At 65.4% G+C, this 21712-nt stretch carries 19 protein-coding genes; 1 reads left to right on the top strand and 18 read right to left on the bottom strand.

What is annotated here, in order from left to right; genetic code table 11:
• Nucleotide 1 precedes the first annotated feature (1 nt).
• The 8 genes from ACLJRM_RS33115 to ACLJRM_RS33080 are packed head-to-tail and all read right to left on the bottom strand — an operon-like array spanning nucleotide 2 to nucleotide 10455.
• Entirely contained in the window at nucleotides 2-1954 is a 1953-nt protein-coding gene (locus ACLJRM_RS33115) for a hypothetical protein (RefSeq protein WP_410665288.1), read from the bottom strand.
• Nucleotides 1954-4380: a hypothetical protein gene (locus ACLJRM_RS33110; protein WP_410665287.1), complete on the bottom strand. Its 2427-nt coding sequence runs from the start codon at nucleotides 4378-4380 to the stop codon at nucleotides 1954-1956. Before ACLJRM_RS33110 ends, ACLJRM_RS33115 begins: the two co-directional genes overlap by 1 nt.
• Before the next feature lie 10 nt (nucleotides 4381-4390).
• Nucleotides 4391-4714 carry a hypothetical protein gene (locus ACLJRM_RS33105; RefSeq protein WP_410665286.1) on the bottom strand — a complete coding sequence of 108 codons (324 nt, stop codon included), beginning with the start codon at nucleotides 4712-4714 and terminating at the stop codon, nucleotides 4391-4393.
• Nucleotides 4714-5820, bottom strand: a complete 1107-nt coding sequence (locus tag ACLJRM_RS33100) for a hypothetical protein (protein ID WP_410665285.1) — start codon at nucleotides 5818-5820, stop codon at nucleotides 4714-4716. The genes ACLJRM_RS33105 and ACLJRM_RS33100 overlap by 1 nt, the downstream gene beginning before the upstream one ends.
• A 5-nt stretch (nucleotides 5821-5825) precedes the next feature.
• Nucleotides 5826-6932 carry a ParB/RepB/Spo0J family partition protein gene (locus tag ACLJRM_RS33095; protein ID WP_410599809.1) on the bottom strand — a complete coding sequence of 369 codons (1107 nt, stop codon included), beginning with the start codon at nucleotides 6930-6932 and terminating at the stop codon, nucleotides 5826-5828.
• A complete protein-coding gene (locus ACLJRM_RS33090; RefSeq protein WP_410599810.1) occupies nucleotides 6929-7813 on the bottom strand; it encodes a replication-relaxation family protein in 885 nt (294 codons plus the stop codon). The genes ACLJRM_RS33095 and ACLJRM_RS33090 overlap by 4 nt, the downstream gene beginning before the upstream one ends.
• A gap of 3 nt (nucleotides 7814-7816) precedes the next feature.
• Complete coding sequence (locus tag ACLJRM_RS33085) at nucleotides 7817-10003, bottom strand: ATP-binding protein (RefSeq protein ID WP_410665284.1); 2187 nt, start codon at nucleotides 10001-10003, stop codon at nucleotides 7817-7819.
• Entirely contained in the window at nucleotides 10000-10455 is a 456-nt protein-coding gene (locus ACLJRM_RS33080) for a hypothetical protein (protein ID WP_410665283.1), read from the bottom strand. The genes ACLJRM_RS33085 and ACLJRM_RS33080 overlap by 4 nt, the downstream gene beginning before the upstream one ends.
• A 357-nt stretch (nucleotides 10456-10812) precedes the next feature.
• On the opposite strand from ACLJRM_RS33080, the gene ACLJRM_RS33075 reads away from it, so the two are divergent.
• Nucleotides 10813-11682 (top strand): hypothetical protein, encoded by an 870-nt coding sequence (locus ACLJRM_RS33075; RefSeq protein ID WP_410665282.1) that lies wholly within the window; start codon nucleotides 10813-10815, stop codon nucleotides 11680-11682.
• 69 nt (nucleotides 11683-11751) lie between these two features.
• Here ACLJRM_RS33075 and ACLJRM_RS33070 read toward each other — a convergent pair whose 3' ends face one another.
• From ACLJRM_RS33070 to ACLJRM_RS33025, 10 genes are all read right to left on the bottom strand, one after another.
• Nucleotides 11752-12897 (bottom strand): NlpC/P60 family protein, encoded by a 1146-nt coding sequence (locus tag ACLJRM_RS33070; protein WP_410665281.1) that lies wholly within the window; start codon nucleotides 12895-12897, stop codon nucleotides 11752-11754.
• Nucleotides 12894-14951, bottom strand: coding sequence for a hypothetical protein (locus ACLJRM_RS33065; RefSeq protein ID WP_410665280.1), 2058 nt, complete (start codon nucleotides 14949-14951; stop codon nucleotides 12894-12896). The genes ACLJRM_RS33070 and ACLJRM_RS33065 overlap by 4 nt, the downstream gene beginning before the upstream one ends.
• 59 nt (nucleotides 14952-15010) lie before the next feature.
• A complete protein-coding gene (locus ACLJRM_RS33060; RefSeq protein ID WP_410665279.1) occupies nucleotides 15011-17440 on the bottom strand; it encodes an ATP-binding protein in 2430 nt (809 codons plus the stop codon).
• Nucleotides 17441-17586: 146 nt separating this feature from the next.
• Entirely contained in the window at nucleotides 17587-17964 is a 378-nt protein-coding gene (locus tag ACLJRM_RS33055) for a hypothetical protein (protein WP_233223643.1), read from the bottom strand.
• An 80-nt stretch (nucleotides 17965-18044) separates the two neighbouring features.
• Nucleotides 18045-18290, bottom strand: coding sequence for a hypothetical protein (locus tag ACLJRM_RS33050; protein WP_101609309.1), 246 nt, complete (start codon nucleotides 18288-18290; stop codon nucleotides 18045-18047).
• Between the two features lie 8 nt (nucleotides 18291-18298).
• Nucleotides 18299-19138, bottom strand: coding sequence for a conjugal transfer protein (locus tag ACLJRM_RS33045; protein ID WP_410665278.1), 840 nt, complete (start codon nucleotides 19136-19138; stop codon nucleotides 18299-18301).
• Nucleotides 19139-19242: 104 nt separating this feature from the next.
• Nucleotides 19243-19488: a hypothetical protein gene (locus ACLJRM_RS33040; protein WP_410665277.1), complete on the bottom strand. Its 246-nt coding sequence runs from the start codon at nucleotides 19486-19488 to the stop codon at nucleotides 19243-19245.
• A 96-nt stretch (nucleotides 19489-19584) separates the two neighbouring features.
• Entirely contained in the window at nucleotides 19585-20427 is an 843-nt protein-coding gene (locus ACLJRM_RS33035) for a hypothetical protein (protein ID WP_410665276.1), read from the bottom strand.
• Between the two features lie 368 nt (nucleotides 20428-20795).
• Nucleotides 20796-21203, bottom strand: coding sequence for a hypothetical protein (locus tag ACLJRM_RS33030; protein ID WP_410665275.1), 408 nt, complete (start codon nucleotides 21201-21203; stop codon nucleotides 20796-20798).
• Nucleotides 21196-21591 (bottom strand): sigma factor, encoded by a 396-nt coding sequence (locus ACLJRM_RS33025; protein WP_410665274.1) that lies wholly within the window; start codon nucleotides 21589-21591, stop codon nucleotides 21196-21198. The genes ACLJRM_RS33030 and ACLJRM_RS33025 overlap by 8 nt, the downstream gene beginning before the upstream one ends.
• Nucleotides 21592-21712 lie beyond the last annotated feature (121 nt).

The following is a 21712-nucleotide window of genomic DNA, read 5'->3' as shown; positions in this document are numbered from 1 at the left end:
TTCATACCTTCAGAACGTCGTCGATCGGCTTACCGGCGATGTGCGTGATGCCTTTGGCCGTGAACATGGCTTGGATCTCCTCGCGCTGTGCCTTGCTCTCGCACAGGATTCTCGACGGTCCTTCGGCCCCCAGCAGGTCGATGCCGTCACCGAACATGACCTCGTTGGAGGGATTCGTGAAGTGGGCGATCTTGAATGGGTCTCGCGTGGACGACGCGTACTTGCCGGTCTTGGAGGGATTGACGGCGCCGTAGGTGTCCGCGTTCGCGCCGTAGTAGTCCGCGCGGTGCATCAGCCGCTCGGGCTGATCCCACACCAGCTTCGGGCCGGAATGCGACGAGGGCTTGCCCAGCACGCGCAGGAAGACGGAGCTCGCTCCGCCGGTGAGTTTGTCCTGGTCTTCGCTCATACCGACGCCGCGGCTCACTCCCATCAGCGTCCGCCGCTCGGTGGAGGCGAGCACACCGTTCGCCAGCATCGCCTTCAACCCCGACGCCGAGGTGGCGTGAACCAGCGCCTTGCCCTTGAAAGCGGCCGTCAGCATCGTCATCGAGTTGCCGACATCGAAACGGTTCCAGGTGAGCCAGCCACCGGACGGACGAGGCGCGGGGTCGTATCCCGCGGTGGCGGAAAGGGCCCCGCCGTCGTGTTGCCCAGTCACCTTCGCAACAGCTTCGCGCAGGACCTTCACCTTCGTCGGCAGTGCCTGCGTGTGCGCGTCAAGCTGGATGTCTTTGGCGAACCGCGCGAGCTGAGCGTCGTTCAGGCCGACAGCGAGGTGGGCACGCTCGTGGAAAAGCTCCTGTCGCATCATCTCCTCGAGTTGATCACCGGTCGCGATGGCTGCCTGCACCTCGTCCTTGTCTCCCAGGTTCTGGGCTTTGACGTTCGCGGCGAGGTAGCCGTATTCGCCTTCGGCCTGGGTCATGGGGCGGTTGGCCAGGTTGAGCTGCCCAAGCCGTTTGACCACGTCCGGGCCGTGCCCCTCGCCTGCGGGCGCGATGATCTCGAGCCGGCCGCGCAAGGAGAACTCCGCCGTCATCGGCGAGTTGATGCCATAGGGCCGGTAGACGGCCTGAAACCCATCGCCGAGGTTGATCACGTACTCCTTGCCAGCGACCTTCTCCCACCGCGCGACGCCGTTCCAACTGGCCTGACCGGTTTCGGTGTCCAGGGTCGGCCTGATCCGGGTCGCGTCGCGTAGAAGGCCGGCGACGCGGTGGTCACCGGTCTCGCTCGTGAGCACGGGCATCGTCACCGTGACGGTCGCGACGCCTTCATGCAGGTACGGGTTGACGTGACCAACGGCCTTCGCTGCGGCGGCCGCCGACTCGACGTCGGCCAGTTTCGCCGCGTAATGCGCGAGCATTGCGGAGTCCGCCGGCCCTGGGCTGTCGCCGATGTCCATGGCCGCGGCCTCCGCCGCCTTCTTCGCGTCAACAATCTTCTGCTCCGTTGTTGACGGCAGCTCCCCGACGGAGAGATCTCCCTCTTTGAGGTGGTGGTTCACGCTCTTCGCGGCCGCGATGATCTTTTCAGCGAGTTCGTGCTGCTCGTCGACCGGCAGCCGGCCATGAACGATCTGCTCGACCTGGATCGGGGCTGTCTCCTTCGAGACGTTGATGGCGTCAAGCAGCTTCTCTTCCGCCTCCTCACTGACCCGTGCGTGCAGAACGGTGCGTGGGCCTTCGGCGCTGGCGTAGCTGACGAGAGTGGCGCTCGAGGCGTGCAGGTCGGTCCCGCCCACCAGAATCGGCTCGCCGAAGGGCTTGCCGACGTCAGGTGTCTCCGGGAGGGGTGTTAGCGGCTGAGCACCTGGTTCTGGAGAGCTGTCCGGTTTTGACGGTGTCTGGACGTCGAGGGCGATCTCCTCGTCGAGAGGCGCCGGCTCGGTCGACGGGTTCGACGGCGTGATCGAGTAGCTCGTGTGAGCCGTCTTGGAGTTGGTACCCATCAGGTCTTCCCCGCGTGCTGAAGGGCCGCGGCGTTCTCCAGCTTCAGCTCACCGAGGAAGAACTCGGTGAAGTCCTTCCTCAGGCTCTTCTTACGCTCGACCGCGTAGTCGAGGAAGGCTTCCGCTATCTGTTTCGTGGTCACCGAGGTTTCGGCGACGCCATGGTGCTTGGCCGCCTTCGCCCGCATCGTCGGCGCCCACTTCATCTGCTTCTGCGCGGCTCCGGCGTAGGCGGCCGACCGCAGCATTCCGCGCCACTCCGCGTCAGGAACCGCTTCGAGGTGCTTGATCACCGAGTGCGCGGCCGCGGGGTTGATCCGTACGCCTTTGGCGAGCTTGCCCTCCTTAAAGGCGTCGTACGCCCGGTGGTAGACGGCCGTCGTGTTGTTCGGCCGGAACGACATCGACAGCTTGTCCTGGCCGTAGAACTTGAACGACTGCCCATGGTCGATCGGGACGAGACCACCCTCTCCCGTCCGGAGGACGTTGCCGGCGTGCGGATCGTGGTTTCCCAGAGCCCAGCTCGCGACGTGCAGGCGGACGATGTCGTCGATGTCGGTTTGCGACCAGGTGGAAGGGTTACTGGACATCTCGGTCGCGCCGACGAGCATCGGTTGCACGGAGGCCGGCTTCCCGTTGACCTTGGTGGCGAATACGGGGACCACCGGCAGACCTGCACGTTCAAGTGCCCTCGAGGTAGCGGCCTCGGCTTCGATGACCGCGCCGCCCCGAGGAGTCGCTTCCCCCTTCGCGAGCCAGGGCTTGCCGTCCGGCCCGGTATGCAGCGTCTTCGGATGTGTCCCGCCAAGTTTTGCGGGCTTGCCCGTTCCGAAGTCCCAGGCCGCGACAGCAGCTGGATCGACCGACTTCGGTAAGGCCGAGAGAGCGGCCTTGGTCTGTTTCAACGCCGAGAGCATCTCGGCGTGCTGGCGGCCGAACACGCTCCTGGGCGCAGCCAGAATCGGCGCCTTCGCGGACTTCCCTGCCTTGGGAGGCAACGACTTCGTACTGTTCTTGAGACCGATCTTCTCCTGCAAGCTGTGTTTCAGTGACGCGACCGCCGCGCTGGCCCCATAGGCCTGATGAACGAGGAGCTTCTTGCAGAAAGACTTCGTCGCAGCCGCGGCTTGATCAGTCGTGAGGAGGCCAGCGGAGACGACGAACGCTCGCAGGTCTTTCAGTTCTTGCTGGTCTGTCCACAGCGCCACTTCGGTTTGCGCGATCTGGAGTGTCTCGTTGTGCGCCAGTGTCGGCTCGACGGGCTTCCAGCCACCCATGTCCTTGTAGGTGACTCCCGCCTGGTGCGCGTGGTCAAGGAACTTGGTCATCGCCGTCATGCCACCTGGGGCCGCGAGGCTAGGCAGGCCAGTGTGGCCCAGTGCGTTGTGCAGGTCGGCGATGTTGGCTTCGAACGTCACTTTCGTGGCCGCGCGCTCGACGGCGAGGGCCTGGAGGTCGTGTCGTTCCTGCTTCTCGGTCGACGCACGGAGGAGCTTCAGAACCTGTTGGGCATTGAGCACCTTGGCCTGGAAAGGCGCAATCTGATCGTGGTCCTTCGCGGCTTGTATCGCGGTGGAAAGTTCGTGCGGTGAAATGTCGGTGAAAGCTTGATCGACTTGATGCTTCGCCGAGGACCGGATCGCCTCCAGGTCGTCCAGCGCGGGGTTGTGCGCGGTCGCCAGCTTGTTCTCCGCCGCGATCAAAGCCGAGACGAGGTCGGGGTCGGCCCACGAGCCGTTGCTCTTGGCGGTATCGACAGCGCCGGCGGCGGAGTTGATCGTTTCCTGCGCTGCCTGAACCTCGGCGGCGGTCGCCGTCCACGACAGGAACCCCGGAGGCACGTAATGGCTTGGCGTAGCGACCAGGCTCGCGTCGAGCAGTTGCCACTGCTCCAGGGTTTTGCCGCCTACTGTTTCACCGGAGAGCAGAGCCACAAATCTGTCGAACGCGACACTCTGGATCATCTTCTTCGTGCCCGCGTCGTCCGGATAGGACGGATCGAGCCAGTGCACCAAAGGATTTCCCGTGGACTCGGACAACCCCACCAGAGCTGGGTGCTTGAACCCGCGGGCGGCGGCGAGTTCCTTGAGCTCATCCGATGTCAGGCCGTTCAGGAACGACTCGCAGTGGATGTGCAGCGCGTCCTCGAACTCAGTGGGATCACCGCTGAGTTTCGCGATTTCTTCTTGCGCCTCACGGACTGCTTCCGCGAACATCGCATACCGTTCTTCGATGTCGTCAGGTAGGTCGAGTGAGGTTTGCTCGAATGGGTTGTCTGGGTCGACTCCGTTGAGCACGAAGCCTTCGACGACCGACAACGCAATTTCAGCGTCCGTCCACTTCGGGCCAGCTTCGGGTGACGTCTCCTCCGCTGTCGAGGGCCCGACGGCGTAGGCCGCGTGCGTGGTCTTGGAATTCGTTCCCATGGAGAGTCGCTCAGCCGGCGCTACCGAGCAGGTCGTCGAGCTGGTACTGAACGGCGGCAGCGAGATCCGGCGCCGAGGGGACGAGGTCGACGCGTGCGGCGGGTGCCGTGAGAGAGTTCTGCCAGATTTCCATGTGGGCAACGAGGTCATCGACCGGTGTCGATGCGATGCGCTTCCGCCAGGTGAGGCAGCGTTGATACTCCCGCGGGACCCATTCGATGTGCCGGGAGAACTGGCCGTCGTCCTCCTGGTCGATACCGAGAACCGCGACGACAGTAGTGGCGGCCCCATACTCGGGTGACCAGCCGAGAAGAATCCAGAGAGTCCGCTGCATCAGTTGCCTCCTTCAGGTAAGAGCGAAGCCAGGTAGCGCACCGAGCTGGCGAAGGCGTCCGGGATACGGGCTTGCAGGTCCTTGCGCCCTTCCGGAGTCATCACGGCTCCATGAAGCGCGTACTGCGCCGGGTTCTGACTGACGAGAATCAGCCTGGCGCCGAACAGCTCGGCGGCGGTGGCGATGCGGTCTTGGCGGGACAGGCCGGTGATGACGACCGGGAGGCCGTCCGGGATGTTCTCCGCGAGCCAGCTGAGGCCCGGCAGTGCCCAGGTTTCCCAGTTCTTGTTCTCGCGCACGGTCTGGAGGTTGATCGCGATGGCGGGCGGCGCGGTTTCGGCGATCCACGCGGCGTACCGCTGGAGGTCCTCGAGCCGGAACCAGTAGAGGTTCGGAACGGCCGGCAGACGGGCCCGGGCGAACTCTTCCGCGAGCAGGAGCGACCTGCGCATGTTGATGAGGTGTTCGGCGCGGGGCCAGTTGCCGTAGATCGAGTAGTTGGGAGCCAAGACGAGATCGAACTTGAGCGCCGCCAGCCTGTCGAGCAGACGATCACGGTGCCGGGCCGTCCAGAACGCTTCAACCAGCGGGTCCTCTCCATATCCAGAGAGGACGATCAACGTTTTGCGCGGAAGACCCAACGCTTCCGTGGCAGTCGCCGCTCGGTCCCACCGTGGGTAGATTGCGTGTGTCCGCGGAGAGAACACTCGACGAAGTCCGACGGCGTACGCGGGCCAGCCCAACGCGGCGTCGAGGTGGCCTGCGTTGGATCCGTCGACCTGCGGGATGAAGGAGGGCAAGCCTTCGGGCAAGCGGCCACGGAGGACGATGTCGTCGAATTCCAGGGTCTCCCCTACGTCGGCCATCCACGTCTGGATGTCGCTTCGGGAGCCGCATCGGATCGGGCAGCTCGAGCACGCGATTCCCGTCTGCCCGGTTTCCGCGCGTGCGCAGCCGCAGTAGCTGCAGTCCGAGTTGCACCCCGAGCACACCGGCGCGATGACCGCACCCGGTTCGGCATCAGTGCCCGCGTACCAAGGGCAACGCCTGCAGTCGCACCGCGCGGCCGGCGCGGTGCCGGTGGGTAGGCCGAGGAAGACGGACACGGGGCTCACTCCGTTCCGTTGAGTTGATCGGCCAGAAGGCGGAGTGACGCCATGTCATGCGAAGAGAGTCGAGCGCCGCGAGCCAGTGCGGCGACCAGGAGTCGAAGACTGTCGAGGGTGTTGTCGACAAGTCGTTGTTCCACTAGCGAGACGGGTACATCGGCGGGTGCTGACGAGTCTGCGCGGAGTTTGTCGGCACGTGCGATGTCCGCTTGTTCGTGCAGGCGCCCGGCTTCGGCCAACGCTTCGTCAGGAGTAACAGCCGGATCGGCCGCGACGGTCAGGGCCGAACTCAGCAGCCGGGTTCGCTTGGTCTTCTTCACCGCGGCCCAGATGTCCTGGGCCGCCTGCGCTCGCCCGCGGTTGAGCTCGATGAACCGGATGCGGGTGTTGAGACTGATCTTGGCCTCGTCCATCTCTTCCGCGATCTCGCGGGGCATCTCGGCGAACGCGCGCACCAGCTCGCGCGCCTTCCGAGGAGTCAGCTGCAGGCCGAGACGGGTCAGGACCTGGGACCACGGCGCGGCGCATTTCTTGTCGGCGCCCCGGATGCGCTCCATGGCGGAGAATCGGGCGATCGGATCATCGATGGCGTAGACGTCTGCGGGGACCTTGTAGCCGTACGCGATCAGCTTGCCCAGCAGCACAGCGCAGCGATCGAGGACAAGCGCGGCCGCCAGCTCGCCGGGGCGCAGGTCCTCACGAGCAAGGTTTTCGACCAGCTGCCAGATCCGGCGTTCCTCATCCGACAGCGGTCCGGGACAGACGACCGCCGGGAGTGCGGTGAAGTGCGGATTATCCGGCTTGTGGACCACGCCCCACCGGCAAGCTCTCAAGCGCCGCTCTCCCGCCGTCAACCGCATGACAGGAGCCTTGTTGTCGCCAGAGTCCACTTCCTCGACGAGCACCGGTTGCAGGACGCCTACGGTCGCGATAGACGAAATCAGGTCAGCGAGTTCTTCCGGCGCGGTGCTGTCGCCTGGCGCTCGTCCCTGCACGTCCGTGAACGGAGTGCCATCGCCTCGCAGCGGGAGCAAGGTGAATCGACGCTGGCGCAACCGGGATGAAAGCCCGAGCTGCTCCACGAGGTCGACCGGCACCGGCTCTGTCACGATCCACCGGACCTGGGCCAGGCGAAAACGGACGTCGGCGCGGCGCTCTCAGCGAGGAGCGGGAGCGCGATGTCCGCCGTCGGGCCGGGATCTCGAAGCCTCCGCAAGGTCGTACCCAGCGCACACACGCGATCGCCGGCGAGCGCCAGGCCGTGCATCGCTTGCGCGTAGGCCCGCAGGTCCGCGAGCCGGCGCTCGAGAACGTGCTCGGCCGCGCCGGACAGGACGATGAGAAGCCGGGGGTAGCGCGCGTAACGGCTTCGCCATGCGGGGCGCCCAGCCGAGCTCGGCTTCCCTGGGATGTAGTCGTGGTACTGGACGTAGGAACGAAGCTTCTGTGCCAGCCGGGCCACGGGCATCGTCGCACGATCCAGCTCGATGAAGTACGTGCGCTGCGACCGCCGCCCGTCCTCGTCGAGGACGTAGTCGAGGACCGCGTCCGCGATGACAACGCCCTGGCGCCGTCCACGGCCGTCTCGAAACCGGTGCGCGACCTCCGGAGTCCACGACAGCGGGCCGCACTCGTCCCTATGCCGGCGGGCAGCAGCTGTGAAGGCGAGCCCGACTTCGACGACGTCGAGAGAGTGTTCCTGCAGTAGTTCCACCACCGCTGCCCGCGGGATCCGGTACGGGCGCGCTTCCACGCGTCCGGACTCTTCGACCAGTTCCGCGCCGGTTTCGGTGACGTGCCAGGTCCGGGAAGCGTGGTGCCGGTGTAGGCAGTCGGCGAGCCCATCTGCCTGTAAAGCAAGGAGTTTGTGCTGGATGGTGCGGATCGGTGTCGTCGGAGCGATCAACCGGCGCATCTGCTCGGTGGAGACCATGCGGTGCCAGTAGAGAACGACGAGCGCCTCGCGCTTGAACGGGTCGAGACTTGGCATTGGTCACTCCACCGTCGACTCGGGTGCGGACAGCCCGATTCCTGCGCCGCTCCCGCGGGAAGGCGGTCGCCCTCGCCTCGAGCGAGAAGCAGGCTGGTTGCCGCGCAAGGCGTCGAGGATGCGGTCATCGAGGTCCTCGAGTTCGTCGAGGACCTCACCGATCGGCCTGCGGGTCAGGTTTCGGTCGAGGCATCGATCGACGTCGTCGTTCCACTCGGGATGGAAATGGTCGGCGAACTCGTCATCCACATGCAGGCCGCGGATCTTGAACGGTGTCGTGCGCTGGCCGCCGAGCGTCACGGTGACGACGTGATGGAACTGTTCGAGTTCGGTGATCGTCGCGGGCTGGACGAGGCCGCCGTACTCGCGTGCCACGGTCCGGGCGCCGTCGATCGCCGCGGCACTGGTCATCAGTAGCGACTGGTTCTGCAGCAGCGCCCTGCGGGTCTCCGGAGCGAGCCGGTCGGGCATCTGGTTCATCGCGTGCAACGCGACCCGGTACTTCCGCAGCTGTTCGAGAATCGCGGCGAGATAGCCACGCGACGCGCCGTCGACCGCGGCGAGCTCGTCGACGAAGGCGTCGCACCTGCGGCGCTGATCGACCGGGATCTCCGCGCGCGACCGGCCGGCGCGGAACAGGTCGTAGATCATGAACGAGGTGATCAGCTTGTTCGTCTCACCGGTACCGGTGGTGCAGACGAAGACGATCTTCCCGGTGTCCATGGCCCGGCGGACGTTGTAGGTGGTGACCGAGGAGCCGAGGAAGGCCGACAAGGTGGGGCTGGTGCGCAGACGGTTGATGATGTTGGTGACGACCGTGGTCGCGTCGGGCGCAAGCTTGGGGAAGGAGTCCGTCCAGTAGCGACGGATGCTTGGCTTGAGAACGCGCAACACCTCGTCACGCCAGGAGTCGTCGTCGAGGAGCGTCGGGATCTGGAAGATGGTCGGCGCGCACTCAGGAGGAAGGCGCATCGCGAGGTAGCAAAGCGCCTCGCACGCCTTGGTCAGGATCGACTTCGCGCGAGGGGCGGCATCTCCCCAGCCCAGCGCGGTGGCGAACGAGGTGACAACGGCGTCGACGCGGTCCTCGATGTCCTCCTCGGAGAAGCCCTGCATGCTGAGCGGGTTCCAGCCGGGCAGCCGCTTCTCGCGGCCACGTACGTCGAGATTGACCTCCCACAATCGATTCCGCAGTTCTGGATCTGAAAGATACGGTTTCGCCCGTTTCCAGCCATCTGCGTGCGGATCCAGGAACCAGACGCCTCCGCCCAGCCGAGCGATCTCGATCGCCTGCACGAGAGCTTCTTCGGTCTTGCCGAAGCCGGCCTTCCCGAACCTCGCCGAGAACAACAGCTCGCGGACCGGGACCCCGACGAGCCGATCCTCACCGTTGACGTCCGTGACGTAGCCGAGCCGGACCAGCCCCACGCCTGGCTTGTAGCGCGGAATCTCGCGAGGAGCTGGCATGACCCAACCACGGCTGCGCGCGATCACCGGCGACTGACAGCGTCCGGACGGCGGCTTCAGCAGCGCCGCAATCTCGCCGGCCGTGACGAAGGATTTCCTGCGTGGCTTGGCCAAGCCGGTCTCGAAACGCCTGTCGAAGAGCCGGCGGATCAGGACCGTGTCCGCACCGAAGTGCCAGCCCAGTACGCGCATCCCGCGAACTCGCCAGTAGTTGTCGCCGCGGTAGACGTCGAAGGCGCCGATCACGCTCCGCAGGTGCGCCTGGGCGCGGCCGGGGATCTCCGAGCGGCAGCGGATCAACAGCTGGACCGCGAACACTGGTTCGTCCGTGGCGAACTTGTTCAGTACCGGCGTTTGCTGCCGCGGCGCTGGGCGTCCGCCTCCGCGCGCCGCCAGCATGAACTCACCGAGTACTTCACTGGCCACGTCGGCAACTCCGCGGGCCAGCGCGCGTCCAGACGTTTCCTGCTGCTTCGCCGTCTGGCGCGCGAGGTGCCGGATCCTCGCGGGAGTCAACGGAATGAGGTCCAGGCATACGTCGACCCCTTCACCGAGGTCTGGCCGAACATCGCCCAGCGCGTTCGCCAACGTCTGAAGGGGGTCGTCAGGACGCAGCGGCAGAGACTTGAGCGCGAGGTGAGCCGGCCTTGCCAAGGTCAGCTCCGCGCGAGCAAGGTGCACCTGCGGTTTCGTCTGCTCAGCGGACGGCGATGTCTCCCTCATCGCGCGCCTCCGGCCGCGGGGAGGTCGTCTCTCCGGTGAATGCCCGGGGAGACATCACCCCGTTCGGATCGGCTACGCCGGATCTCCACCTCTGGATAGGAGAGCTTGTTGATCACGCCGGTGATCGACTCCCGGCCCTCCACGCTCATGGTCATCTTGCCGAGGTACTCGTCGGTGCTGAACCGGATCCGGACGCCGACCGCGCCCTTCGGTACCCAGCCATGTACTGGCCGGACCCTGCCGAGCTGGTGAGCGAACGACAGGACGCCCTGGAGCGATGGGTCGAACGTGGCGGTCGGGAGGAGGTCGAAGCGAACTCTGGAGCGGAGGTGGTGGGAACGGAAGTGTCGGTGGAGGACGAAGACCGCGATCAGGATCGCGACCACCGCGGCGGTCACCCACCACAACGCGGGCTCGGCGAGCACGTGGTGGGGATCGAGTGCCTTCGGCACGCTGGTTCCCTGGATGGCCTGACGGCCATGGGGGAACAAGTCGGCATTTCCCCAAGGGCTTGCCCATGGGGACCGACCAGCCGTCGCACAAGCGCTCCAACCGTTCACAAGCGACAGGTCAACCGCGACGACATCCGCAAGATCACTGCACAGAATCATGTGGAAGGCATGTGTAGCCACTGGCCCGTTCGATGCAAGCCGGGCTGCAGAAATCACCTTCAGTTATGGACCTACTACCCAAGTGCACACGGGGGCAGTAGATGGAGCGAATCAAAGTCGGCAACAAGCGCCCGCGAGGTGCCAGCCAATCCCAGAACTGTCGGCCCGAGGACACATACTCGTTTCATGGTTCGCAGAATGACTCCCGCCCAGGCCCGAGCCGCTCTTCAGAAGGCTCAGCGTGAAATCACGGCGCATAACCAGAAGGTGAAGAAAGCGGTAGCGAGATACAACCAAGAGGTACGCGCCTACAACTCGAGTGCGCGCGCTCACAACCGTCAGGTCGAGAATCAGCGGCAACGCCTCAACCAGGAGATCAGGCGTCTCAACCAGCGGCCGGCAAGCACCACGTTCGTTACTTACCAGGCATCGACCGCCACCCTTGTTCAGCGGTACAACACGGCCGAGGTCAACCTCACCTCGAACAGCGCATCACCCGCAGCCCGCAGATTCGTCGATTTAGCAGGCGACGAAGCAGCCAATAGCGTCTATCTGATCAACGCCCTGAACGGAGATGGCGACCCTGCAGACGACCCGACCGAAGATGAGCTTCGCGCACCGTCCTTAGCCAACGAGCTCTCCGCTTTCGGGCAAGACCTCGTCAACCGCTGGGCAGGAGCCCTCTTTTCCCTCAGCCCGCAAAACCCGGACGCGGCTCGACACTTCTGCACCAGTGCACGCGAGGTCCTCATCACCATGCTGGACTCCTCCGCACCCGACGCAGAGGTCAAGCACGCCGACCCCGCCTGCGAGGCCACCGACAAGGGAGTACCAACCCGCAGGGCCAAGATCAATTATCTGCTCCGCAAGCATGGAGTCACCGATCGTGACATCGTCAGCCTGGTCGATGAGAATGTATCGAACGTCCTGACCCTGTTCCGAACATTCAACAACGGAACACATGGGCATGCCGGCAGGTTCACGATTACCGAACTGGCAAGCATACGCACTCGAGTCGAAGCGGCGATCAGCTTCATCCACCAGGTGGTGGCAGCGCCTACAAGTTAGACACCAATCCGTCGGTGGAAACGAGGCTACGGGGACCCGACGTCGCCGCCTAGATGATGAGTAACATTCTCACAGCAGCCTGACCCCACCGGCGTAATCGACGTGGTTAACGACGTCGATTCGGACTTCAGCCCCGGAGTGAGGCGCATTGATCATCTTGCCTTCGCCGATGTAGATCCCCACATGATGGATAAAGCCGGGACTGTAGAACACGAGGTCGCCTGGCCGCAGTGCACCGAGACCCGCCTCTTTCGGCACCCGAGCCCCGGCAGCGAACTGCGCTCTGCTGTTGTGCGGCAGGCTGATCCCAACCTTGGCGTACGCGAACAGAACCAGGCCACTGCAGTCGAAGCCGACCTTGTTGTAGTCACCGTGCCGGTCCGCGACGCCGCCGTCGCGGATCCCACGGCTTGGTCCTGCAGCCGTTCCGCCACCCCAGGCATAGGGCACGCCGAGCTGCGACATGGCGGCCTCGATCACCGCCTTGGCGTCTCCGGTAGCAGCTACCGCTGGCCGGAGTTCGACGGCGTCGTAGCGCTCGACGTTGGCGAGGACCTGCGACACGTAAGTCTGGCTCGCGTTGTACCTGAACAGCGCGGCTCGAAGCTGGCCCTGGTCGCGAAGATCTCGAGGTCCAGTTCCGCACAGATAGGCCGCAGCACCGAGCGCGGCGTCGAAGGCGTTGTTCGGGTTGCGGACGCCGTCGTCGTTGCCGTCTTGTTCGACGCTTGCCCAGGTCGTGGTCAAGAACTGGAAGGGTCCGACAGCGCGGGCGAAGCTGCCGTCTGGGTTGCGGATCGGCGTGCGGTTGCCGCCGACGCCACTGCCGTCGAGTTGCGGCCCGAGGATCGGTGGGGCGATGTCGCCGTTGGGTGCAATGTTCCGGCCGCCGGCGTGCCGGGATTCGATCTCGGCGATGCCGGCCAAGACGGACCAGCGCATCCCGGCGCACGCTGGCCGGATGTTCGTGATTCGTTGCGCGGCTCGCTGGTAGGCGCTCAGCATGACGTCAGGGATTCCAGGGACGTGGCCAGGTGCCGCGTCGACGCCTTCCGCTCCCCCGGCGATCACGATGATGATCAAGACGCCGACGAGCACACAGGCGATGGCTGGCCCGAACAGCAGGAACAGGGTCAAGCATCCCCACTTCTTCGGATGCTCTCGGATCTCGTTGCGGACATGCTCGGCGATCTGGAGAGCGAGCAACGGGTTCACGGCCGACGCTCTTCCAACCGGCTCCGCAGGCGTTGCGCCCAGGTCGGGGTGAGCGGCAGCATCCCGGGTGGCAGCGGCGCGGGATCAGACGCCAGACGTTCCTGACGCCCTGTCCGCATAGGTCGGCCGCCTGGCACCTCGGCTTGCACACCTGTCCCGGTGAACGCCGGAGCCTTGGAGGTTCTGCGTGGTGTAAGGGCCTCGACTTCCTGTTCGCGAACGGTCGTCTGCGGGGCCGACGTACGCGCGGTCCGCGCAGAGAGGGCGGCCGCGGCGGTAGTCGCGGCGCTCCATAGCGGGTTGGCGACTGCCCCGACGTTGCTCGCATAGGTAGAGGCGTAGGCCTTCGCTGCGGTCGCTTTCCTCCCAAGGGCCGCCTTGGCGACATTGCCTTTCGCAGTCAGCGCTGTCTGCGCTCGGTTCGCCGCGGCAGGCCAGGACACTGGTGCGCCGGCGGTGTATGAGATGGCCTTGCTGCCGATTTTGCTGCCGACCTTTCCCGCGGATACCAGTCTCTTTCTCAGGTCGTTCGCCGGAGCAACGGCCTCGGTGAAGGCGCTGGTGCCGGCTTTGAGGGTCCGGCCGATTCGATGCGGCCCCGGCGTGACGACCGGTAGGGGCAAGGCTTTCGGGGTGCTCCGCGGTCTACCGAGTCGCTGGACACCCGAATTGACGCTGGAGCGGATTCGTTGGATGTTCGCCATGAGCTGCTTCCGGAACAGGAAGCCGGAGAACACGACGATGTCGATGACGGCGAACTTGACCAGTTGCGGTCCGAGGTCGGCGAGCATGAGCGACCGCAGGAGCATGGTCATCATGGCGATGAAGAACATGCCCATCAACAGTTTGGCGATGGTGCCCGCGATGGAGCTGATCCGGTAGGCCAGCTGGTGCTGCAGCGCCGGGATCAATGCGGCGATCAGGGCCAGGGAAAGCAGGAGACCTTCGAAGAGCAGGAAGTACGGGGCAAGGATCTGGATCGCGTTGAGGCAGATGCTGAGGATCGCGAACAAGATCATCGCGACGGCGTACTCCCATGCTCCCAGCATGCGGTCGACGTCGGAGACCTCGTTGTACTTGCCGTACTCGCTCGGGCAGCCCGCCAGCTCGCGGGCCGGTGTGCTGTCCTTGCCAGACCACGGGCCCTGGTCGAGAATCTGCTTGATCGAGTACTGGCAGGCACCGGTGCCCTGCTTGCCAGAGACCGGTGTTCCGTAGTTGAGGGTTTCCCAGGGCGAGATGAGCAGGTTGTCGATGAGAGCTTGCCCGATCGGCGCCGCGGGGTTGCCTGTTCCTCCGGGTTGTTTGCCCATGATCACGGCGCTGACGTCGGCGCCGAGGTCGCGGCTGAGGCTGAGCACTCCCCCATCACCGACGAGGAAGTCGACGGGGTGGGTGATGAACGCGATGGCCATGACGTTGATGGCGATCGTGGACACGGTTTCCCGCCAAGCACGGGTAGTGAGGCCACGTGTGAACAGCAGTCCGAGGTAACCGGTGGCGATAAGCAGAGCCAGTTCACGGAGTTTAAGCCCACCGATGATCGTGGTCTGCCAGATCTTCTCCAGGTCCTGGGCGGGCGCTTTGATCCAGTCGACGACTCCTGCGGTCATGGACCATTCGGTGAACCAGACAGCGAAGCCGAGCGCGTGCTTGCCGACGGCGAAGCCCATGTTCGCCAGCCAGAGCCAGATCGTCGGCATCGGATTGGTGGCCAGCCAGGGCAAGTTCGCGAAGAGGTCGTAGTTGCGCAGGTCGCGGCCATAGCCATCGTCGACGGTGAACATGCCCTTGAGGTGCGCGGCGTGCCCGGGATCGTCCTGCAGGGGCAGCGTCGGCCTGTCCGGATCGGGGCGGTCCAGGCTCGGCGGAGTCGGCTGCGGCACGCGGGGATCCGGGACGACCAGGCACAGCGGATACGGCTGGCACGGCCGCGGTTCGTTCGGAGGCAGCGGCAAGACCTGGGCACTGGCGGGCGCGGCATTGCAGAGGAGCAGGACGAGCAGGATGGTGGCGAGCGCGAGGGGTTTCGCGACACGCGCGTTGAGCGTCATGAACGTCTCCCTAGATCGCCGGTTGTGTCCGAGACATGGCGCTCACCTGGGGGTTTGATTCAGGTCCGGAGTGGACCGCGGGCGACGATCGGCGTGGTGAGGACGGCTTTGGGCAGGGTCCGATAGGGCTGAGTGAGGACCTTGACCTTGCCGACTCGGCCGGAATGGTCGCGCACCAGGAACTCACCGGCCCGAGCTCGGCGTTCGGGCTCTCCGCCCGCAGGGTTGAGCGGCGACAGGTCCTTGGTGACGATCTCCTGGTAGCGGGTGTCGGCGGGATCGACGCCGAGCCACGCGAGACCGTGCCGGGCAAGTCCGCTGTCACGATGGCGACCGAGCATGCGGACGGCGATCAGGCCACGAAGGACTTCGTCACCAAGATCCCGCTCGGTGTGCGATCCGAACGCGGCGTCAGCACCGTGCTTACGTCCGTCCCGGACGAACTCCAGCGCGATCTGCTGACCTTCGGGCGTGCCGGTGACGTTGTAGGCCTCGTCGCAGATGAACTGCCCCCACCGCTGTGTCCCGAAGCAGACCTCCTTGGCGATCGCCGCGATCAGCAAGTGGAACGCGCGCCCGAACAGCTTCCGCGGCGGGATACGAGCGGCCATCCGCTCGTTGCTCATCTCAAGCGTGTTGGGCAGCGGGACTTCATTGGTGCAGAAGACCACCATGTCGGCGGAAAGCAGATCGACAGGTTCGAGATCGGCGTCGAAGATCGGCCGGGTGATCGGATCGCGCCGGAGTCGTAGCAGCCGCTCAGCGAGACTCCGTGCGGCCGGGTCCGCGATACCGCGCTCGGCCAGCACGTCGATGAGCGCGTTGCTCGATACGTCAGGCGTGCCGCTGACCTGGTCGAGGCCGCGACCGAGTGCGTCACGTTCGGCCGAGTTCGACTCCAGGTCCAGCCACGAGGCGAAGAAGGTTTCGGCGATTCCGGTGCTGGACTTGGTTTTACCGCGGAACACTCGAAGCGGGTCGCAGGAGTGCCGGAGTTCGGTGCCGGCGGCGCGCTCACTGTCGAGGGTCGGATCGATGATGTCGACGACCTGGCAGTTCCCGGGGAGGGCCCGTGCGACGGGATCCCACTCGCGACTCCTCGTGCGGTCGATGGCGATCACCCGACCGTCGAGCATGAGCCGAACGACCGCGGCGATGTTCTTCAGGACAACGGATTTCCCGGAACCGAGCTCGCCGATGACCGCGACACCTCCGGACGAGTCGTGGGTGGGGCCGTAGGTGGGGTCGAGCAGGAAGGGCGAGATCGCGCCGCCGTCCAGCACCATGCCGAACAACGCTCCACTGGGGTCACCGAACTCGGTCGACGACATCGGCAGCAGCATCGCGCAGTCACTGGCCAGGAGGTTCTGGCTGCACTCCCGCACAACCAGCGGAGTCCGGTAGCCGGGAAGCAGTGCCTGGTAGAGCTGTTTCTGACCGCCCAGCGGTCGTTCCCACTTGTACTCGCCGCCCAGGAAAGTCTGCCGCAGCGTCTTCGCGTGCGCGTCGCACTCCGCGGCGGTTGTGCCCCACACACAGGCGATGACACCGACTTCGAGTTCGATCTCGGTGGTACTCGCGCCGAGCCGGGCGTTCTTGTGCTGGATCTCTTCTTGCGCCGAGTGGACATCGGCGGGGACGCCGGCAGTGTCCCCTCCGTGCTCGTCGTCTTGGCCCATCAGGTCTCGGGTTCGGCGCCGGTTGGCCGCGCGAGCTTCGTCGTTGGTCTTGGCCGAGATCCGCAGGACGTAGTCGACGCCGAACCCGATGTCCGCCAGGCGCGACAAGATCTCGTGCCCAGGGAAGGTGAAAGCTCGCGGCATCTCGGCAAGCACCAGATATGCCTGGTAACTCTCGATGAGACCGTCGTCGTCGGGCGTGACGCATTTGAGGAACCGCTTGTTCAGTACTTGCAAGGGATTCCCCAGCGACGTGGGCTCATCCGTGCGGCCACCTTCGTCGAACACGGTGCCGCGGAGCCTCACCAGTCGCGCCCGCCCACGCCCGTGCGAGAGCGTCGCGCCCGAATTGTGCACTGCGGCCGTGCGGTCGAGCTGAGGCTCACGCACTCCGCGGACCGGTGCGCGGCTGAGCCACCACAGCAGTTCGGCCTCGGTAGCGGGCCGAAGCGGAATGGCGCCACCAAGCTCCTGCTCAGTGACGCTGGCCAGCTCCTGCACCTCAGCAACGATTTGAGGAGACACCGGCCGTGGCGGGATGCCGAGCCCTGCGTTCAGCGCGACTCCCACGGCTCGCAACAGGGTCCGGCCACCGTCACGCCACCCGTTGCCGGTGAGAGGTTTGGCGATCCAGTAGCTGCGCCCGAGCACGTCGAGGTCGTCGAGCTGGTCCCATGCGTTGTGCACGGTTTCCGCCCAGTGCGGATTCTTGTCGAGGTCGATGTCGTCGAGGCAACGCCGGATGATGGCGTGTGGCTGGACCTGCTCGCACAGAGACGCGAGCATCACCTCACCACGCAAGGATTTCATGAACATGACGGTGCGGCTGTAAAGCTCGTGCAGTTGCTTTCCCGCCGACCGGGCGCTTTCCCGAGGAAGCGCTCGCCACACGGCCCAAGTCGATCCATCCGCGCAGAACAGCAAGTTGCCGTTGATGTCGAGAATCTGGTTCTCCATCACCGCGCCCCGGCCAGTAGCCGCTGCAACGACGACATCGTCGTCGGCTTACTGTCCACGCCCACGTCCATACCGTGTACATAGAACCGCTGCCTGCAGAACACCTTCCGGTCTGGTCGGTAAGCCCGCCCGGCCAGCGTTCCCGACGACGGCGCGAACAGGTGCGCCATGAATCCGATCAGCCAACTCGCCGGTGTCCGTGACTCGATCCGAGCTCTCCGGATCGCGATCGCGGTCAGCGGCACACCCCAACGCGCCGGGCCGAGCCAATCCAGCAGCGGCAGCTTCCACACCACGAGCAGAAGAACCAAGAAGACCACGCCCTGAGTGAGCGTGTACGGCCCGCCGGGCAGGTAGCCGCCGTCGCGACCGGGCATCCGTCCGAACATCCTCGGAAACCGGCGCGACCGCGTATACGACCGTCCGATGAGGACATCGCCGCGGCCGCGTTGCGCGTTCATTTGGTGAACCAGGCACCGAACATGCCGGATACGCCGTCGAGGTTGAGCAGGATGCCCAGGAAGATCGCGGCGATCACGCCGTATTTGATCGAGCGGGTGAAGTTACCTCGCGTCCCGATCAGCAGACCGATTCCGCCTACGACGGCCGCGAGCAGGATCAGGCGACGGACAGCTTGGTCTCCCCAGGCGAGGTTGGCGTCGATCCAGCTCTTGACGTCGGCTGCGAGCACGATGGTCGACATCTCTTCTCCTATTCGCCGGCCTTGGTCGATGGTGTGGCCGGGGTCCCGGCAAGGAGCGGACCCGGGTCGATCCGGCCGACTTCCCAGCGCCCTGCCCGTGCTGTGAGCGTCAGGGCGTAGTCGACGGCGGTGACCTGCCCGATGGCGTCATATCCCCAAGCACGCGCCATCACGTGGATCTCGGTTCCGTCCAGTGGCCGAGCTGCCTGACCTGGCTCGAACGGCTCATGCGTCCGCAACTCCAGCAGCTGAACCTCCGCGTACAGGGGCGGGACGATCACGCCGATGCGTGTGCCCGGCGCGATGTAGCGGTCCAGCTCTCCTCGGCCGACCAGGTAGGCGAGCAAGAAGCCGTGCACGGACTGCCCGATCGGCCCGTTCAGTTCCGCGGATTCCGGGTAGTCGGATTCGACCGCGGCGAGCGTGTTCGGGCAGGCGACCGGTGCCGGCAAGGCCGCTGCGACGTAGCCCTCACCGCTCCCGACGAGGTTGACCTGAGCGCAGGTCAACCTCGCGTGGTGTTTCCCGTCGAACTGCTGGACCAGCATGCTGGCCGCGACGACTACCGTCCACGAGCCTTGCCGGGGCGATGTCACCGACAGCGTGCTGGTGTCGACCGGGATCTGTGTACCGACCTCGCGGGTCGACTTCTGACCCGCTGGGTAGAAGGCCTCCAGCCCGGCGGAGTCGTCTCTGCTCGCCGAGAGCCACGACCGGATGTACATCTCCGCCCATCCCTGCGGCTGGTCCACACCGAGCGGCGCATCGGCATGCGGGACTCCGGAGGGCACGTCCGGTCGTAGCACCGTCAGGCCGACGATCACCGCCAGCGGACTCGCGACGATCACACACCACCCCAGCACTCGGCCGAACCGCCGCGTGACCGCGCGGGCAACTGGCTCCAGCTGGGCATCAGGAATCATTCGCACGATTCGGTTCTTACGGAGCTCCATCACTGCGCCTCGATGCCCATCACCTGATGCAGGCGTTTGCGCAGCTCTCGATCACTGGAACTGGCCAGCCTGTCCAGTGCGTCGCACGCCGGGAACCCGACCTCGTCGAGGAAGCGCCGGAGTTCCTCGTACAGCTGTCTGTCGACCAGAGCCGATCCGAGCCGTCGTCCCAGGTCCCTTGCTCGGACGCGGGCGTGGGCGACAAGAAGTTCGCCGGGGGCAAGGTCTGTACGGGGTCCGGTCACGGAGACTCCCTGAGGTCTGGCGGGCTGCGGCGCTCAAGACACGCCCCACACCGCTGACCTTTGATGCACCTCGCCCGCTGTTCGGGCCCCGGAGCGCTAGCACTGTCGCTGCCATTCGCGACCAGCGTTCGCCAGCGTGTCGAGCGCCCGGTTCCGCCGACGCGTGGCGGTCGGTTGGCTCACGCCGAACAGCGCACCGAGCTGCCGGTCGGTCGCGACGCCGTCACGCCCCATGTCTTCGCCGAAATATCGCGCGGTGAGAATGGCTGCCTCCTGCTTGTCCAGCCACTCCTGCTCGACCGCCCACGACAGCAGTTCCAACAACTGTTCCGACGCATCCCTCTCGGTCTGCACCTCGGCAAGTGGACGGTGCACAGCATCGTCGTCGATGCTCACGACCTCTGCGGCGACTTGGCTCGTATCGACACCGAGGGCGCGAAGAGCCGATCGTTGGGTGTCACGGACCAGGTTGGCGGCGACATGGTGCCGACGGCGCAGTGGATAGCAGCGGATCTGCTCCCACAGGTGTCCGATGACCGCGGCCTGGACATCGGTGTTCGTCTCATTCGCCGAGACTCCGCCCCCGGTTACACCGCGGCGAGCACCGAACGCGCCGAGCGCTGCCCGAGTCGCACGAATGACCCGGCCGACGATGCCAGGTACGGCGGGCAGCATGGCGTTCAGAGCGAGTTGAGCGGCAACGGTTCCTTCGTCACGCTCAATCGCGGCCCGCTGCAGCAGCGCGTAGAGGACTTCGTCGTGACGTGCATAGTCGCGGCCGCTCAACACGTCAGTCAGCTGGTGATGAGATCCGACGTCGGCCAGCGCCGTGTCGTGCTCTGACCATGAACACAACGCGGCGTCGAACCTTTCGAGCACCTTGGGGTGAGCAAGCTGTCGTTGAAGTGCGGTGAGTGGGCTGCAGGCAGAGGCGGACATCGAGATGGCCTTTCGAGCGGCGACAAGATCGCCACGAGGCTCGAAACCGCCCCTCGCCCCTTCCCTGGCTCAGATGCTTGCCCTGGACTGGGGCAAGTCGAAAGGTCACCCGATCAGACGTACGAAGGCCAGTGCTGGACGGCAGTCCAAGCCACCAGGCGAGATTGGATCGCTATGCCCGAGACCGGTATCCAAGCGCAGTCTCGACTCTGGTGAACGAAGCGAGACCGGGGTTCGTGTGGGTCTCGCTATCTCTAACCGTCGATGAGCAGAACTGTGCCCGCTCGTCGGAGGTTCCTACGATTCGGATTGCTGTCTCCCTCGCGGCGACCAGGGTCTCGCCGGAGCCAAGGCCAGTCTCGGCACCCTCAGGCCGGCGGCTGCTCGGCTGGTGGTTCGAGCTGCCGCGCGTCGGTGGGATCCGATCGGCGGAGAACGAAGATCTTCGCCAGCGCGATGAGGCTGGGGCCGGCAAGGAGCGCCGCCAAGCACGCCTGCCCGTTGACGCCGACGAGCATGCCGACCACCAGGGCGAAGCCCGCCCATAGACCACAAAGATGCCGGAAGTGGCGCTGACGCCGCTCCTCCTGCTCGTTCCGGAGGACCTCGAGCCGCCGGGCGTCTTCCCTCCGGATGCTTTCGAGCTGACGCTCGTGTTCCCGCTGGAGCTCTGGTTCCAGCGCCTTGAGTGCGACTTCCAGGTGCTCGGCCGGAACTCGTGCCCACATCCGCGCGATCTGGACAGCGCGGGACGGTGGTGGCTTCTCGTCACTCATCAGCGGGGCGCCGTCTCGGAGCTGCTTCGAAGTCGACCCTGGACGCGACCTGATTGGCAATATCGGGTTTGGGAAGGTCCGGGAGCTCGCCGACGGGCGATGCTCTTTTGGCGACGCGATCGAGTCTGTCGACCCGCCTCGCGGCGTTCCTGACAGTCACGTGGAGCCAGGTCGAGATGCTCACGTGCGCAGGTACTTGCTCTCGGTCACCCCAGGCCACCAAGAATGCGTCCTGCATCGCGTCGGCCGCCAACTCGGGACTCCGCGTCACACTCAAAGCGATTTTCCATGCCTCGTCTCGGTGGCGTCGAACGAACTGCTCGAACACGGCGCGCGCTTCAGCCTCGCTGCCCAGTTTCGCGCCGAGCAGCTCGCGGTCCGTCTGCAAGTCCGTCTCCAACAGGTAGCCGGATGCCGCAGTCGACGTGAATGCGCAATCGACGACACGACCCAGGTCTCGGAGAGCAACCTTCCCTTCGCCCGATCGGGTGCGTCGTGTTCCAGCCCGA

Source organism: Amycolatopsis sp. lyj-84, assembly GCF_046549075.1.
Taxonomy (GTDB): domain Bacteria; phylum Actinomycetota; class Actinomycetes; order Mycobacteriales; family Pseudonocardiaceae; genus Amycolatopsis.
Note: the sequence above shows the minus strand (reverse complement) of the source record. Positions and strands in the feature narration are given on the sequence as shown.